Annotated in this window: 16 protein-coding genes; 1 reads left to right on the forward strand and 15 read right to left on the reverse strand. The window is 34.3% G+C overall.

The annotated features are described in order from the left end of the window. Positions 1–157 precede the first annotated feature (157 nt). Positions 158–1192 (forward strand): acyltransferase family protein, encoded by a 1035-nt coding sequence (locus SB679_RS04550; RefSeq protein WP_410701022.1) that lies wholly within the window; start codon positions 158–160, stop codon positions 1190–1192. Between the two features lie 20 nt (positions 1193–1212). Here SB679_RS04550 and SB679_RS04555 read toward each other — a convergent pair whose 3' ends face one another. From SB679_RS04555 to SB679_RS04625, 15 genes are all read right to left on the reverse strand, one after another. Further along, positions 1213–2151: a glycosyltransferase family 2 protein gene (locus SB679_RS04555; protein ID WP_410701023.1), complete on the reverse strand. Its 939-nt coding sequence runs from the start codon at positions 2149–2151 to the stop codon at positions 1213–1215. Positions 2152–2363: 212 nt separating this feature from the next. Next, positions 2364–3191 (reverse strand): glycosyltransferase, encoded by an 828-nt coding sequence (locus SB679_RS04560; protein WP_410701024.1) that lies wholly within the window; start codon positions 3189–3191, stop codon positions 2364–2366. After that, the gene (locus SB679_RS04565; RefSeq protein ID WP_410701025.1) at positions 3188–4009 is read right to left on the reverse strand and encodes a glycosyltransferase family 2 protein; all 822 of its coding nucleotides are present in this window, start codon (positions 4007–4009) and stop codon (positions 3188–3190) included. Before SB679_RS04565 ends, SB679_RS04560 begins: the two co-directional genes overlap by 4 nt. A gap of 42 nt (positions 4010–4051) precedes the next feature. Beyond that, on the reverse strand, positions 4052–4180 hold the full coding sequence (locus SB679_RS04570; protein WP_410701026.1) for a hypothetical protein: 129 nt from the start codon (positions 4178–4180) through the stop codon (positions 4052–4054). A gap of 150 nt (positions 4181–4330) precedes the next feature. Further along, positions 4331–4999 (reverse strand): NAD-dependent epimerase/dehydratase family protein, encoded by a 669-nt coding sequence (locus SB679_RS04575; protein WP_410701027.1) that lies wholly within the window; start codon positions 4997–4999, stop codon positions 4331–4333. Between the two features lie 171 nt (positions 5000–5170). After that, positions 5171–6016 (reverse strand): glycosyltransferase family 2 protein, encoded by an 846-nt coding sequence (locus SB679_RS04580; RefSeq protein WP_410701028.1) that lies wholly within the window; start codon positions 6014–6016, stop codon positions 5171–5173. Further along, positions 6009–7136 carry a glycoside hydrolase family 99-like domain-containing protein gene (locus tag SB679_RS04585; RefSeq protein WP_410701029.1) on the reverse strand — a complete coding sequence of 376 codons (1128 nt, stop codon included), beginning with the start codon at positions 7134–7136 and terminating at the stop codon, positions 6009–6011. The genes SB679_RS04580 and SB679_RS04585 overlap by 8 nt, the downstream gene beginning before the upstream one ends. Continuing rightward, positions 7133–8245, reverse strand: a complete 1113-nt coding sequence (locus tag SB679_RS04590) for a glycoside hydrolase family 99-like domain-containing protein (protein WP_410701030.1) — start codon at positions 8243–8245, stop codon at positions 7133–7135. The genes SB679_RS04585 and SB679_RS04590 overlap by 4 nt, the downstream gene beginning before the upstream one ends. Positions 8246–8247: 2 nt before the next feature. Beyond that, entirely contained in the window at positions 8248–8862 is a 615-nt protein-coding gene (locus SB679_RS04595; RefSeq protein ID WP_410701031.1) for a DapH/DapD/GlmU-related protein, read from the reverse strand. A 30-nt stretch (positions 8863–8892) separates the two neighbouring features. After that, entirely contained in the window at positions 8893–10035 is a 1143-nt protein-coding gene (rffA, locus tag SB679_RS04600; RefSeq protein WP_410701032.1) for a dTDP-4-amino-4,6-dideoxygalactose transaminase, read from the reverse strand. A 364-nt stretch (positions 10036–10399) separates the two neighbouring features. Further along, positions 10400–11170 (reverse strand): acyltransferase family protein, encoded by a 771-nt coding sequence (locus SB679_RS04605; RefSeq protein ID WP_410701033.1) that lies wholly within the window; start codon positions 11168–11170, stop codon positions 10400–10402. A 4-nt stretch (positions 11171–11174) separates the two neighbouring features. Further along, positions 11175–11807, reverse strand: coding sequence for an acetyltransferase (locus tag SB679_RS04610; protein WP_410701034.1), 633 nt, complete (start codon positions 11805–11807; stop codon positions 11175–11177). 40 nt (positions 11808–11847) lie between these two features. Then, complete coding sequence (locus SB679_RS04615) at positions 11848–12975, reverse strand: acetyl-CoA carboxylase biotin carboxylase subunit family protein (protein WP_410701035.1); 1128 nt, start codon at positions 12973–12975, stop codon at positions 11848–11850. A gap of 48 nt (positions 12976–13023) precedes the next feature. Continuing rightward, entirely contained in the window at positions 13024–14880 is a 1857-nt protein-coding gene (locus SB679_RS04620) for a DCC1-like thiol-disulfide oxidoreductase family protein (protein WP_410701036.1), read from the reverse strand. Further along, positions 14861–16186 (reverse strand): glycosyltransferase, encoded by a 1326-nt coding sequence (locus SB679_RS04625; protein ID WP_410701037.1) that lies wholly within the window; start codon positions 16184–16186, stop codon positions 14861–14863. Before SB679_RS04625 ends, SB679_RS04620 begins: the two co-directional genes overlap by 20 nt. Between the last annotated feature and the right edge of the window lies 1 nt (position 16187).

Raw genomic sequence — 16187 nt, forward strand, 5'->3', positions numbered from 1 at the left:
AATTATAATAATTAAATCTTACTTTTGTGCCTTAAAATTAACACTTTAAACAAAATATGACTGTCGTCAAATCAAACAGGGAGTTCTTTGAAAACTCAAGGAAGATAGATATTGTAGATTTTGTGCAGGTATTTTAATAAAGTAAAGAATTATTTTTGTGAAGATAAGTCAGATCACATTTACCCGATTTATTGCTTCCATAGCAATTGTTATTTCTCATTTCAACAAAGATCTGTTTTTATATAAAATAGGGGCTGTTTCCAATCTTTTTTTAAGAGCCAACGTAGGTGTCAGTTACTTTTTTATTCTTTCGGGATTTATCATGATCGTAGCGTATAGCGGAAAGTCCAGAATTGATTATTGGGAGTTTTATAAAAACAGGTTTGCGAGAATCTATCCTTTGTACGTTATAGGGCTTTTATTATATTTTATGACCAGATACAATGTATTTGATTTATATGAGCTCATTTTATATTTGCTGGGAGTTCAGAGCTGGATACCGGGAAAGGCAATGATCTTAAATTTTCCTGGATGGTCGATTTCGGTAGAATTCTTTTTCTATCTGCTTTTTCCGTTTTTATACAACCATTTTTATTCTAAAAAAAATAAATACATCTGGATCTTTACGATTGGTATATGGTTGGTTACTCAGGTCTTTTCCAATTGGTATGAAGCATCCTGGATGTATGAAGGGCCACATACCAAAAGCCACGAATTTCTGTATTATTTCCCATTCTGGCATCTCAATGAGTTTCTGATCGGAAATCTGGCAGGAATATATTTTATGAAAAATTACAACCCCAAAAATTATGATCTGCCATTAATTCTGGTCTTTGGATTGATCTTAATTTCTTTAATATTTGTTCCTCTTTTTTACCATAATGGCTTAATGGCATTACTTTTTGTACCTGCCATTATACTGATCTCCAGTAACAGCGGAAGCATCACGAAACTCTTTTCTCTGAAACCACTGGAATATTTGGGTGAGATAAGCTACGCGATATACATCACCCATATTCCTGTATTGTACATCCTAAGAGAATTTTTAAAATGGAAAGAATATAGTCCAGGTATTGATACAGTATTTGGAATATATATCATTATTCTGCTGATCAGTTCTGCACTTTTTTACCAATTGATTGAAAAGCCGATGAGAAATCTTTTAAGAAAGATCAGGTTTTCAAAAAAATAAAAAAACGATGCTGAAGGCTGTTAAAAAAGATCTTTCCTGAAATTAATATTATATAATCCTGAACGTATACTTTGGTAGTCTGTCAACAGATATTTTGTGATCATTCCCCATTTTTGTAGAAAAGGAGCATTAGCAATCTCAAAACTTCGGTATACTCTTTTTATGTGGAGCTTAATTTCTTTAGGAAGTGTAGCTTCATGCTCTGCCCAATGGTTTACTTCTTTCCATAGTACGACTCTTGTCGTAGCAGGCTTTACTTCCCGGGAATCTATTTTGGTAATTCTGTTGTTCTCGTGTACTCCTCTGATAGCAACTGCCTTATCAAGAATTCCGGGATATAAGTCGAGGTAGTAAGATAAACGGAACAAAAATTCGGTATCCTGATGAAGTTTCAGATGAGTTTTAAAGAAAAATTCCATCTTTTTTAAAGCGCTTTTTCTTATGGTTAGGGCATCAATACTGAAAAGACCAAAAGTCCCTCTCATATTAAGCTGTCCCGGGAAAACATCTTTAGGATCATGCTTTTTATAAACAGTAGTTAATCGGTCTCCGAATACTCTGTAATACTGTTCCTTTGCTTTTTCGGAATAATAATGTACTCCTATAGCACCGTAAACACCTTCAACTGCTTCATTTTTGAAGAGTTCTTTTTCTGCATCAAACCGGTTGGGAAGATAATAATCGTCAGCATCCAGAAATGCGATGAAATCTCCTGTTGCATTTTGTATCCCTAAGTTTCTGCTGGCTCCGGCTCCATGATTGGCTTTGTCGGGGTGCTGATAGAGCTTTACTCTGCTATGTTTTTCTGCGAGTTCCTGGCAGACCAGCAATGCATTGTCCGGAGATTTATCCTCGACTAAAATAACCTCATGAACTTCTTCAAATTGAAGAGCTGATTCTACCGCCTGAGAAACAAATTTTTCAGCGTTGTAAACGGGAACTATTATGGAAATTTTCATTGGTATCAAGCTGTGCTTTTAATGGTAAATAATTGGGAATTTTTTTTCTTCAAAATACTACAGGAATCCAGGCATTTTCTTTGTTGAATACTATATTACCAGGATTGAAATCAGGGGAAAATTTATAGTTTCACGAAAATGGAAGCAGTAAACTGGTACTGCTGAAATTTCCCTTAATTTATGTAGAACGTTAAGCTTTATAATAGGTTATCTTATTTCTTAAATATTTTTTTTGCAATAAGGCCTAGTACAAAAGGGATTCTGCCAATATTATGCTGAAGTGTTCTGAATCCGTCTATTGTAAACCTTGTTTCTTCAGTCATTCCATATTCTGAAAAGTCTACTGTAGGTATTGCTTTATGTTTAAACGATGTATTCATTAAATTAAATTGATGAACAATCTGAATATACATCTCTTTGCTGTCTTCCACGGAGAAATTCTCATAATCACGGTAGCTGTTATGAGCTCTTTCTTTAAGCATGGTTTTAAACTTATCAGTGCTTTCTGCTAAGCTCACAAAAGGATTAGCTACGGCATTATAAGCCTTTACTAAAGCTTTGTGCTCTGGTAGAATGGTCAGCTGGTATCCTCTTCTTAAATCTATGACAAGATCATGGATAGGCTTGAAGTGCTCCTGTACAGTTTTTACATAATCTTTATGGAGCATATCATCGTTATCAAGTTCAGAAGTAATGACAAATTTGGTATCCGGAGTAAAGAATTGTGGAATCACTTCTACCGCTTTAACTTTCATATCGTCAAAATCCTTTACAAAAACTGGTTTGAATGTCGGATATTCTTCTGATATCTCGGATATAATTTTTCTGAATTTATCAGAAGTATTAACATCAAAAAAAGGAAGCCAGATAAAGTTCTGATTAGTCTGGTTTTTATAAGAAGGAAGAACATAGGTTCTGAATAGTTTGAACCTGTCGTCCAGCCATTCTTCTGTAAGAGGTTTGAATCCTGAACGGGTCTCGTCCCAACCCTTCGTTGGAACATTGAATCTTGTCATTATAATATGTACGAACTGGCTCATCTAAACAAATTTATTAAAAAGTTATATATTCTGTATGGTTTGCTGCTGTATATCCTCTCCAGTTTTTGTTCATAGAAATTCTTTCTATTCAAGAGGGCAATATAGCTTGGGAAAAATTCATGAAAGAGTTTCTTATGTTTTTCATAAACCGCATGGTAAATGATCTCTTTTTTGTCGTTATTTCCAACGATCTCTTTGATCATTGATGTTTCGGGATGTGATCTGTAATTGAAAACAGTATAATCTATTTTGGTAATAGGTTTTTCCCTGTTAGCATCTATCAGCTGGATCCAGAATTCCCAGTCTTCAAAGCCATGTCTTAATTTTTCATCAAAGATGATTCCTGCATCAAAATATTTTTTGGGAAACATAGAAGTACAGTATAATTTGTTCCCTAAAAGAAGTTCTTTAAGGGTGAATTTTTCCTGTAAATTAGACTTTTTGTTGGTGCTTCCGAAAGTTACCGTATCTGAAAAAACAATTAAAGTTTCTGGTGTCTGATTAAAAACAGCAATCATTTTTTCTAAAGCGAGCGGATTCAATGTATCATCTGCATCCAAAGGCAGAATATAATCTCCGGTAGCATTTCTGATACCCGTATTTCTTGCTCCGGGCAACCCTTTGTTTTCTTGATATATATATCGTACTTTTTCGTTTTCGAGCTTTCGGGATACTGTTTCAGTGTCATCCGTAGAACCATCATTTACAATGATACATTCCCAATTGGTATGGGACTGGTTGTTAATGGATTGGATGCATTCTTCCAGATATTTTGCATGGTTAAAGCATGGAACAATGATGGATACTTTATTTGCCATTACCTATGTTTTTTATTCTAAAAAAGATCATTACAATAGTTTTTAAAAATGTTGATATCCGTGTGTGGTATCTGCTAAAGCAGTATGTTTTTGTTGGAAAGGAAAGACTTCCATTCGTTTTTTGTAATCATTTTCAGGAGGGGAAATCCTGATTAAAGTTGTTTCGAACATTTGTATAATTTTTATTGAGGGATATAAAAAAGTGAATGTACATAAGCTGTTATTCTGATGCGGAATTCACGGGGGTAAAGGTACAATTTTTCTTGTATTAAACAGGGGACGCTGATTTACAAGAAAAGACCCATTTGATTTGTTTTTTTATTATAAATAAGCTGAATATAATTTTTTTAAATAGTTTTCTGATGATATTCCGGTAAAAAATTCTTTTGTAAGAGGGCTGAATTCAATGGTATAAAAAGAACCTTCATCTGTATTTTCGTACACTGCATTTTTGTCAAGGTGCTTTTCCAGTTGAGACAGAATTTCTGAAAGCGAGTACTGATAAGGGAATGCCAGATTCACAATTTCATTGGTAAGGCTGTCAAGATAACGATCAGCAAATAAAGCAATATCATGTATGCCGATCAGGATTCTTCCGGCATTACTGTGAAGAGTAAATGGAGTTTCCGATACAATTGCGTTTTTGAGAAAATTGATCAAAGTATTAGGGTTTCCTCCTTTTCCTACTGCATTTCCCACCCTGAAAATCACAAAATCTGTACAATTTTCAGCAATAAACTTTTCCACATTTAATTTATGGATTACGTAGGGACTGTTTGTTTTTGTGGGATCATAAATACTGCATGTTGAAAAATATACCAGCTTTTTATCAGGATATTTTTCAACGTTAGTTTTTAAAAGAGTAAGCTCTCTTTCAAATTCAGAAGGATTTTCTTCCAGTGAATTTGAAACTCCGGAAGCAAAACAAAGAATGCTATCTCTGTCATAATTCCTTAAAGCATTTGCTAATAAACCATTTCCAATAATCATCAATAATTTTTTTTCTAATTAAGCCGATACTACAACGTACATCATTTACATTGTATCAGGACTTATATCTATCTGTTTAAGTTTTTATATGTCATTTTCTGAACATCATTATAAAATCGTATAAGCTTTGATATATAAGAGTTCATGGGAATATTTGATTTTCAAAAGGGATTATAAGTATTTGAAAATTTTAAATAACCCAAGTGTATTTCCTAGTTTTGCCCATCTTGAATTTTTTACACGGCCTAAGGTATTGGTGACGTGTTCATACCTTTTTTTTGATACATAATTCTGAACAAAAAGGTCTTCTATATTAACATTTCTTCTTTCAGCCATTTTAATCAAGGCTACCCAATGCCAGTACAAAGCTTTCTCGGTATTTTTATTGGTGGAAATTCCGTTATTATGGATTCTGTACAAATAGAGATCTTCATCTATGTACTTAACAGGAGCGACTTCACACATTTTCATGTACCAGTCTTTATCTTCAGCAATCTTTAGAAATGTATCAATACCGGATGTCTGCTTATATATTTTCTTTTTAAAAGAGGCAAAATGTGAAATCTCACCATTAAAATTATAGTAAGATTCATCTAATGCTGTGATCTGTTTTCCTTTATGTACTGACTTTGGGTTTAAGTGTTCATCACAGAATATCAGATTTGAGTATACCAGGCCTGCTTCCTTATTTTCTTCATGGGTTTTTAGAACGATTTCCAATGCCTGGGGAACCAATGCATCGTCAGGGTCCAAAAAGCCACATATTTCAGCTTCTGAAAGCTCTATTAATCTTCTTTTGGTATATCCGATTCCCTTATTTCCTTCGTTTTGGTATATTTTACATCGGGAATCATTTTGGGTAATCTGTTTTATGATGTCAAGCGAATTATCAGTTGATCCATCATCTAAAATAACAGCCTCCCAATCTGTTTCAGTCTGGGAAATTAAACTTTGGTAGCATTTTTCAAAAAAATGGCCATTATTATAATTGGCAATAAGTAGGCTGAATTTACTCATTTATATCGTGTTTATGTAACGTTTTTTTTAGGGTTTCCAAATAGGCAAAGCCATTTTTTCTGTCCGGTTCCAGAATATTTCCTTCTGCCCACTCATTCCATGATTTAATGATTAAAAAAGGTTCCGGATACTTTTTATCTTCTAAATATTCTAAGGCTTTTTCTATTTGTTTTTCAAACAGTGCCGGTGAATTATTGGTCAGTATAATTCCTCTGTAGCCACTTCTTGGAGTATTATCCCAGTTGGGTAATACACATGGAAATGTAGGAATATTCTTTTCTTCAAATTTTAAATCATTAACTACTAAACTGGCATCCTGCATTCTGACCTGCTGCTGTTTTTTTCGCTTAATTCCAATCAGCCCTTTGATCCTGTTTTTATAGTATTTATAGTGTGATATATATTCTTTGGCTTCAATGTAAGGGCCCCATGCTTTTTGAAATGCATTGGAAATCTTGCCGTCATATCCCAGCGATTTATAATCGAGAAGATCATCACGAAGTTTATTGGAAGCCATAATATACAGATCATCAAAACCATTTTCCTTGGCAAGTTCTCTGAATTTCGAAATATAGTATGGATCACCTTCATTTAAGTGATTGGGGTCATAGATAATAAAAACCGGTTTATTATCCACTTTTATATATCTGTCGTCTTTGAAGAAAGGTAAAAGGTATTCGAAATGAGCAATCAGGTCCTTTTCATCAGGATATACCTGTTCTGCCAATATTTTTTCTGATAAGCCGTGCCATATTCCTGACCAGGTTTCATTGGCCCAGCAGAAGCAGAAAGGGAAATCGGGTTTTCCTGTCTCCAATACGTCTTTTGCGACACGCTCTAATAGTTGCTTGTTATTTCCGAACCAATAGTGATAATAGATAAATCCATGCACACCATAGTCTTTTGCCATTTGGGCCTGCTGTTCTCTAACTTCCGGGAGACGAAGGTCATAATATCCCAGATCTGCAGGATATATAGGCTGTTCATGTCCTTCAAATAAAGGCTTTGCTTTTGCGACGTTGGTCCATTCGGTAAATCCTTTGCCCCACCATTCATCGTTTTCCGGAACAGGGTGGTATTGAGGGAGATAAAATGCCAGTGGTTTTATTTTTTTCATCATTGATTCGAAAATAGTTTTTTAACGGATTCCAGATATTGCGTTCCAAACTTTTGGTCAGGTTCCAGGTGGTTACCTTCTGCCCATTCATTCCAGGCATTAATAAAAATGAAGTTCTCATCTTCAGAATATGGGGTGAAATCTGACTTAATATTTGAAAGCCAGTTTTCAAAATATTCCGGTGTTGAATCTTCAAGTATCAGGGTAGGGTTTTTACCTCTTCTGGAAGTGTTATCCCATCCGGGTACAACAGATGGAAAGATTTTACAATGAAAATCCTTTTGAGGGGCTAAATTTTCTCCCATCCATTTGTAAGGAACGGAATTGTATGTGTTCTCTGTTATTTTTTTCCCAAGACGCCCTTTAATTTTATCTATAATCCCTTTCTCAGGTTTCGTGTTTCTTTCCTGAATTTCTTTGAAAACACTTTTTCTGCGTATTCCAAAAGGTTCAAAATCAACTACAGCATCAAACCCATCCACTAACTGATCCCAGTCTTTCTGATAAGAAAAAACCATATGACAGATATAGAGTTCTAGTCCTGCTGCTTTTGCCTTTTCCCGCCAGCATTTAATGGTTTCCTGTACATTAGGAAGAATATTAGGTTTGTAAATGACAATAATGGGCTTATTATTTACCTTGATATATCTTGGGTCCTTCATAATAGGAAGCAGAAAATCGATGTGATCTTCGTCGTCCTTAACGGAGTATTTTTGTTCAATGAGTACTTCATGATCGTTACCATCCCAGCGTCTGGTCCAGTTTTCATTGGCCCAGCATAGCATGAAAGGTAAATCTTCTTTTGGATTTTTTAATTTTCTGTCAACGGGCTCATTCATTAATCTCTTCCCATTAAACCAGTAATGATAATAACAGAACCCATAAATTCCATATTCTTTGGCCAAAAGTTCCTGCGCCATTCTTGCTTCCTCCAGCCTTAAATCATAAAATCCTAAGTCTGCAGGAAGATGTGGCTGGTAATGGTCGTCAAATAATGGCTTTGCTTTTGTGACGTTCGTCCATTCTGTAAAACCCTTACCCCACCATTCATCATTTTCCGGGAACGGATGATATTGTGGCAAATGTATGGCGATTGGTCTTATTTTTTTCATAATCAGTTTTCTAATGTTTTTATTATTTTGGCGGGTATTCCTGCAATGACAGAGTTTTTTGGAAAACTTTTGTTTACTACAGAGTTAGCTCCAATAATAGAGTTTTCGCCAATGGTAACCCCCGGAAGAATGCATACTCCTTCTCCAATCCATACATTGTCTTCAATAATGACAGGACCTTTGGAATGTAATGGCCTCATAGCCGGGACATTTTTCAGATCATCACCGGTTATATTTCCATGCGTATGGTCTGATATATATATTCTGCTTGCCATGAGCACATTATTTCCTATGACAATTTTATCTATAGCTCCAATATGAACATCAGAATTAAAGATTACATTATCACCAATTACTATTTCAGGAGTATATTTTTCTCCTCTGAAATTATCCCATGCTTCTAATCTTAAGTTATATAAAGACATTAAATTTTTACCTATCGATATATATTCAGGATTTTTTATATAAAAGACGTCCGGAAGGTTGGAGTTGGCGTCAAATTTTTTAAAATTATTTCTGGCCCAAGCATTATTTCTAGCTTGCTGCTGGGCTTTATATGTGCTTGAATTCAGCACTTTGCTCAGAAATTTTACAATATATTTTTTTAAAAAATTCATAATTTAGTATTGAGAATGATTGTATCCTTCTTATTTTGTAAAAAAGCTATTGATCAGTTCTATGATTGTATTCTGTTCACTTTCAGACAATTCATAGTAAAATGGCAGTCTCAACAGACAATCTGTAAAATGATCAGAATTAGGAATATCTATTGCAGGATTATCTGCTAAAAAGAAATCACTTTTGTTCAAACTTAAATAATGAAAAACAGGGTGGATATCTTGAGCTTTTAAATGTTGTATTAGATTGCTTCTTTCTTCATAGCTTTTACAAACAATATAAAACATATGGGCATTGTTTGTAGCATACGAAGGAATGTCAGGCAATATAATAAAACTATTTTCCTTTAAAGGAAGTAAGCCATCATGATATCTGTTCCAGATTTCTAATCTTTTTTTCTGAATGATTTCTAAATTCTCTAATTGAGCATATAAAAAGGCAGAGATGATCTCTGAAGGTAAAAATGAAGAACCTAGATCTACCCAGCCATATTTATTAACTTCTCCTCTGAAAAAAGCACTTCTGTTTGTCCCTTTTTCTCGAATAATTTCAGCCCGCTCAAAATATTTGGAATCATTAATGACAAGCATTCCACCTTCCCCGGCGATGATATTTTTTGTTTCGTGAAAAGAAAAGGCGGCAAAATGCCCTATAGAACCTAATGCTTTTCTTGTACCATCTGAGAACGTATAATAGCTGTCAATGGCTTGTGCAGCATCTTCTACTACAAACAAGTCGTGTTTGTGAGCCAGATCCATTATTTTTTCCATATCGCAGGAAACTCCTGCATAATGAACAGGAACGATAACTCTTGTTTTATCTGTGATGTGTTTTTCTATTTCTGCAGGATCAATATTAGGGTTGTCAGGATATGAGTCTACAAAAACTATTTTTGCTCCTCGAAGGGCAAATGCATTTGCTGAAGAAACGAACGTATAACTTGGAACGATGATTTCGTCTCCAGGTTTTATGTTGCACAAAATGGCTGCCATTTCCAAAGCATCTGTACATGATGTTGTCATGAGTACTTTAGGAAAGTTATATTTTTCTTCAAAAAATTGCTGGCATTTTTTTGTAAACATTCCGTCACCGGAAATTTTACCGCTTCTTACCGCTTCTTCGATGTATGTAAGTTCTTTACCAATAATAAATGGTTTGTTAAATGGGATCATAGTGTTTTAAATTTTGCATCTTTAATTTTTATAAATTTTTTCTCAACGTATTTGAAAGAAAGATAACTAATCATAACAGTTAAAACTGGAATACAAATATATATCGCAATATTGAATACAAATATATTATTATAAAATGCTAATATCTTATAAAAAACAGGGAATAGCAAAAACATCACAAAAGGATGGTACATATAAACACCATAAGAGATGTTTCCTAAGAATGATAGATATTTGTTCCTGAGAGGTAGCGGATTGGATTGGTTGATGGTAATCAGAATAAGCAACAGAAACAGGAATCCTAAAGTAAGGCTCTGAATATACAGTTTGAACACAGGAACAGCAATCAAGAATCCTATCAATATCAGTACCGTTGTATAAATGAATTTACTTTTTGTGTATTGTGTAATAATATCGGAACATTCTGAATAAAATAACCTCCTAATGAACCAATTGCCATATATTCAATTGGAATGATGGCCACTATTGTACTTAATATGGAATTATAAAATTTAAAATTTATCAATACGATGGCGACCAGAATAGCACCAAAAATTACAGATGTTACTTTTTTGTTAAAAAAAGATACAATAAGGGGCCATATTATATAAAATTGTTCCTCTACTCCCACAGACCAGGATTGGGACGCTCCTACAATAATTTTTCCTTCGTGTAGTGCAAAATTAGGAAGGAAGAAAACATAAAGTAATATGGTTCTTAAGCCATAATCCGATTGGCTGACTACTATATTATAATACGAGGAAGAATCAGCGAACAAGGTAAAAGAATTGGCTAAAAAAGGGATCAGAATAAAGGATATAAGAACAATAATATAATACAAAGGCCATATTCTGAATATTCTTCTTAAATAGAATTTTCTCAGGTTGATGCGGCCGCTTTTTTGTTTTTCAGATAGTAAAAGATAAGTGATCAGAAAACCGCTGAGGACAAAAAAGAGATGTACACCGTTTTTACCTAAATGCTCAATAAAATATGATGTATACTTTGAACCTAATAGAGAGGGAAGTTTGTCACGGCTTTTAAATAGTTCAATATGGTGCAGAATAACAGCAAAGGCAGCAATTGCCCTTAATTCATTTAATCCGCCAAAAAAAATATGTTTTTTTATATCCATCAGCTTATCGTATAAATTTGACAGGATTTCCTACATACAGCCCAGGCTCGTCAATATTTTGAATCACAACACCTGCACCTCCTATCTGGGTTTTGGCAGCTATGGTAATATTATCTATAATAGTAGAATTAATTCCTATAATACACTGTTCTTTTATGTTTACAAAACCTGCAATGGCAACTGATGGAGATAGAAAGGAATGGCTTCCTATGACCGAATCATGTGCGACGGTACAGGAAATATTTACTAAAACATTTTCTTCAATTCTTACATATTGGTCAATAACGCATCCGGGATAAATTACTGATCCCTGCCCGATAGACGCGGACGGATCCGTGTAAGAAGAAGAATGAATAAACGTATGAAAGGGAACTTTACCGGAAAGCTTCTGAAACAGTTCTTTTTTTACGCCAAGGTGTTTATAACCAATGGCTATTAGAACTGCATCAAACTCATTCTGCTGATATTTTGTAATAATGTCATTATTTCCTCCAATAACGGGAATCTGGCTGATAAGGGTATTTACCGGCTGAAACTCATCGAAGAAGGCGACAACTTTATCGCCGGAATCCTGATGGATGTGGTAAGCGATCTGCTGTCCTAAATGTCCTGAGCCTATAATGGCAATTCTTTTCATATTTGTGGTGTTATATTGTGTGGAAAATTACATTATTTTTTTATTCTAAAATTATTTTATGATCGAAAGATCTGTAAATCAGATAGCCGGATCTGTCATTGCTTGAGTGGGCAGGTTTAAGACTGTCTAATAAAAGTTCTTTTTTAACAATATAACTCTCTTGGTTATCACTCTTAATAACAGGAAGAAGATATTCTGTTTCTTCTGACAGAAAATAGACACCAGCGTATGCTACTGACTGCACACTTTCTGGAAGGGTATATTGGTTTAATGCTATATCCAATACGGCCTGCAGATAATCAAAGCCTGTAGAAAGCTGAACGAGATCCGAGCCAATAAAATCACCTCCCATGCGACTTCCTATTTCTATAGGGTAAACTTTTCCTTCGTCAGTAATCATAAGCTCTATGTGAGACGCTCCGTTTTCAACCTTTGTAGCATTCAGGATATGATAGCTGACCTCGCGGATCTTATCTTTGATTTCTTCAGAAAAAGCACTTGGTTGGTGATGTGCCAGCTCTACAAAATAAGGCTCTTCCGTTATTTCTTTATCCGTTATGGTGATAATCAGGTGTTCGCCTTTATAACTTATAGTTTCTACACTTACTTCTTTTCCTTTGATAAATTCTTCTACCACACAGGTTTTGGAAAAGGAAACCTGTACTGCATTTTCTATCGCTTTTTTACATTCTTCCAACGAAGTAACTTTAATAACAGCTAAACTTCCTGATCTATCTGAGGGTTTGATGATTAAAGGATAGGTGAATGATTCAAAGTCTTTTGCATTAAATTCGGAAACAGTGATGGATTGGGGAGAAGGTATGCCGTTTTCCTTGAAGCATTGTCTCATTAAGGATTTATTGGTTGTCAGTAATGAGCACTCAATACTGTTTCCAATTAAGCCTAAGTTATTGGCTGTATATGCAATGGAAGGAATGCAGATGTCTGTAGCTATAGTAAGGATGCCGTCTATTCCTATTGATTTACATTCTTTAAGAATTATTTCCTTCTCTAAAACAGAAACGTCATAGAAATGGTCAGCAATATCTTTACAAATCGCTTTGCCGTCATCCCAGGCAAAACAATGAACTTCCAATCCGTTCTCCTTTGCCTTTTGAACAAGGGGAAGTTGTAAGTAACTGGCTCCTAATATTGCAATTTTTTTCATTTTTTATTGTTTTAAAATTTGAGGGTAAGATTTTTATTCAATAAAATGTTATAAACTTTCAATTTCTTTGATGTCTATAGTGTATTTATTATCACACCAGGTTACAATACCTGCATCCATCCATGGTTTTTCCATTTGCTTTTTTAGAAAGCCTTTTTCCCAATGATAAGGAGGGGTATCAATTTTCTTTACTTTAATTATAAATTTGGAATCTTCCAGACTTACTCCATTCATCCTTGCCCAAAATGCGGTAAAATCCCGGATTCCTCTTTTAAGATTTTCCTGATTAATGATATTATCTGTAGTACGGAAAGTCCACTTGATCCATGTAGGGCCATGAAGATAGCTTCCTGCCGTTCCATTCTTATTAATAATAGGCAGCCATACCTGCTGGCCCTTTTTATCAACATAAACAACAGAAATAATATGGTTATATTGATTAAAATGATAATCCATAAAAACGGCATGATGGGTAATTCCAAAATATGTTTTAGTTGGTTTTTCTACGGCATCTGAGAATTTACTCATTTCTTTTCCAGCTGAGGTATTTTCGAAACCTCCTTTGTTCTTTATAGAATTGTAAGAAACAATTATTTGAAATAGTATAACGAGACACAGGCTTCCTTTGATAAGGGAGATCCTAAAATCCTTAACGGTATAATTCTGAAGGATCTTTATTTTATCCTCATCCACAGGAATTAGCGGTGGTGTGTAACCACAGTTTTCTTCTGTACAGCGTTCTGTATTTCTGTTCTTGGCTATGTATTGGTAAACAGCTTTTCCAATGTGGTAAATACCGGGAATACGTAAAATCCAGCTTAATGGTTTTAAATAAGTAATAGCATTGAAAACCTGAATATAGGTATCCAGTCCTTTATAAACTTTTCCGTTTCTTACAGAATGAATATCGTTCAGAAGTTCATCTGTAGGAATTTCTTTTAATAATTCATTTTGTTCCGCATAATATTGTACCGTTTTGAAATCAATCCTTTTGGCAATATCAAAATGCTGTATTGTAATTTTGGTACGGTTACAAAGGGGGCATTCACCATCGTAATAAAAAGTGAGCAGGGCTGGTTTTTCAGAGCTTTTAAACAATTTTTCCCACCAGGAAACAGGAACCATCAGCAGATAAATGGTACACATCCCTAATCCAAACCAAGGAATAGGATAGCATATCAAAATGCCCAGATGTAATCCTAATCCAATAATAAGCAATGGAATTCTCCATTTTTTCAGGAAAAAAGTAAAAATGAAAACCAATTCAAAAATAAGGGTTAAATATCCCAAAAATAGCATCAGGTATTTCTGATCCAGTATGTAAGGAATGGAAATGTAATTGGTAAAAGGAAGACTGCTTGGATACCACATTCCCAATCCTACAGTCCAGTAAGCCGATGTAAATTTATAAAATATGGAATCAAAATATACAAAAGCTAATCCGACGAATATAGGAACCAGGTAACATAAAGCACTGATTTTTTCAGGCGGGTTATACTGAAATCGGGTATTGGAATATTTGTACTTTAACAAAAGCCTGTCCAGAGATAAATTTCTGGATATAGGTAAAAACATTAAGAGAAAGTTGATTCCCAGATAAGCATAAAACATATGATACTCATAGGTAGTTATGCTGCCCACCAGTATAATTGTCATTAGATAATTAATGATTGTTGCCAATCTTGTGAAGAGTCCCAACATTATAAAAATGATAGCAATCATCCATATTTTTATAGGAATACCAAAATCAATTTCAGCGGGTCTTATAAATGGAATTTTATCAAAAATTAGGTGTTTAAAATAATTGAGCTGAACTACCTCACAGAATAATACTATAGTATAGGCAATTCTGAAAATAGAAAGGCCAAGCCCGGAAATTTTTTCGTTATAAAGTCTTTTGATCATCCTGTTCCAAAATTTTAGTGAAAATTTCCTCTGCATATTCATAGGATGAAAATTCTTCCACTTGTTTAACTGCATTTTTAGAAAAAATACTGTAAGAATCCTTATTGAGTTCAAAGATCTTTTTAATTCCTTCAGCTAATTTCTTACTATCTTTCAACGGAGCTTTATACCCGTTATAATTATCTATTATCATATTGGTTAGTACACCTGTATCAAAACCTACAACCGGAGTTCCGCAGGCTAAAGCTTCAGAAACCATCATAGGTCCTGAATCTTCAATTGAGGAATTCACAAAAAGATCAGCAGCCTGATACAGTAATGCGAGTAGTCTGTAGTCTTTTATATAATCTACTTTCTGTTTGGTGAAGGTAACTTTGTCAAATTCTTCATTTACACTATTAGAAACCACCAGCAGAACGATCTTATCCTTTACATGCTGAGGTAATTCCTGATCCAGTATTTCAAGAGCCTCTATCAGATATGTGAAGCCTTTTCTGGGGTCTTCCATATTCTGAGCTCCTGTCAAAATATAGAAGTGGTCATCAGACAATGAAAAAATCCTTTTGGCTATTGATTTATTCTTGTCATTGAGTAAATTGGTATCAATTAAACTGTTGATATTATAAATTGTTTTCTGATCTTTATAAATCTTCGAATTTTGAGACTGTGTTAATGTTAATCCTGAACCGGCAATGATTTGAAAATTAGCTTTTTGGGCATTTTCATATTTTCTGTCAAAATTATTCTTTGCCACTATTTTTTCACTCTCTTTTGTAATAGCGGGACAATTTTCATCACATCCTCTAATATAACCGTCACATCCCCACGAAAAATGACATCCTCCGGTGAAATGATTCATGTCTACCGTAACATTATATATTTTTGCTTTAGTAGCATTGTATATATTGAGAAGATCTGTTGTGTTGAGAAAATCAATGGTCATTCCTGTGAAAATAAAATCAGGTGTAAAGCCCACAGTTTTCAGCATACTTTGAACATTAATATTTTCTGACAACTCGTCTTTACTTAAAAAAGCATATTTGCCGTCTGTACTAAGGAGTGCTTTTATCTGTACGGGCTTGATTTTATTCTTTAATTTATTGATTACTCTTGTTAGTAATCCAGGATGTGCCACGGAAGAAGTAGTATGTTTGTAAACTTTAATGAAATCTTCATTTTTTGTTTTTTGTTTTACACACATAACAACTTCGTGCCCCATATTTTTCATAATATGTCCCACTTTATACATGGCTTCGTATGCCCCGTTTACATCACCTGTGGAAAGGATTAATATTTTTTTACCCATG

It is taken from the genome of Chryseobacterium sp. SIMBA_029, from assembly GCF_046535275.1.
Lineage (GTDB): Bacteria > Bacteroidota > Bacteroidia > Flavobacteriales > Weeksellaceae > Chryseobacterium.

Excerpts from the sequence above, each read along its gene's own strand:
- SB679_RS04555 (WP_410701023.1), bottom strand. The coding sequence starts at position 2,151 with ATGAAAATTTCCATAATAGTTCCCGTTTACAACGCTGAAAAATTTGTT.
- SB679_RS04560 (WP_410701024.1), bottom strand. The coding sequence starts at position 3,191 with ATGAGCCAGTTCGTACATATTATAATGACAAGATTCAATGTTCCAACG.
- SB679_RS04565 (WP_410701025.1), bottom strand. The coding sequence starts at position 4,009 with ATGGCAAATAAAGTATCCATCATTGTTCCATGCTTTAACCATGCAAAA.
- SB679_RS04570 (WP_410701026.1), bottom strand. The coding sequence starts at position 4,180 with ATGTTCGAAACAACTTTAATCAGGATTTCCCCTCCTGAAAATGATTAC.
- SB679_RS04575 (WP_410701027.1), bottom strand. The coding sequence starts at position 4,999 with ATGATTATTGGAAATGGTTTATTAGCAAATGCTTTAAGGAATTATGAC.
- SB679_RS04580 (WP_410701028.1), bottom strand. The coding sequence starts at position 6,016 with ATGAGTAAATTCAGCCTACTTATTGCCAATTATAATAATGGCCATTTT.
- SB679_RS04585 (WP_410701029.1), bottom strand. The coding sequence starts at position 7,136 with ATGATGAAAAAAATAAAACCACTGGCATTTTATCTCCCTCAATACCAC.
- SB679_RS04590 (WP_410701030.1), bottom strand. The coding sequence starts at position 8,245 with ATGAAAAAAATAAGACCAATCGCCATACATTTGCCACAATATCATCCG.
- SB679_RS04595 (WP_410701031.1), bottom strand. The coding sequence starts at position 8,862 with ATGAATTTTTTAAAAAAATATATTGTAAAATTTCTGAGCAAAGTGCTG.
- rffA (WP_410701032.1), bottom strand. The coding sequence starts at position 10,035 with ATGATCCCATTTAACAAACCATTTATTATTGGTAAAGAACTTACATAC.
- SB679_RS04605 (WP_410701033.1), bottom strand. The coding sequence starts at position 11,170 with ATGGATATAAAAAAACATATTTTTTTTGGCGGATTAAATGAATTAAGG.
- SB679_RS04610 (WP_410701034.1), bottom strand. The coding sequence starts at position 11,807 with ATGAAAAGAATTGCCATTATAGGCTCAGGACATTTAGGACAGCAGATC.
- SB679_RS04615 (WP_410701035.1), bottom strand. The coding sequence starts at position 12,975 with ATGAAAAAAATTGCAATATTAGGAGCCAGTTACTTACAACTTCCCCTT.
- SB679_RS04620 (WP_410701036.1), bottom strand. The coding sequence starts at position 14,880 with ATGATCAAAAGACTTTATAACGAAAAAATTTCCGGGCTTGGCCTTTCT.
- SB679_RS04625 (WP_410701037.1), bottom strand. The coding sequence starts at position 16,186 with ATGGGTAAAAAAATATTAATCCTTTCCACAGGTGATGTAAACGGGGCA.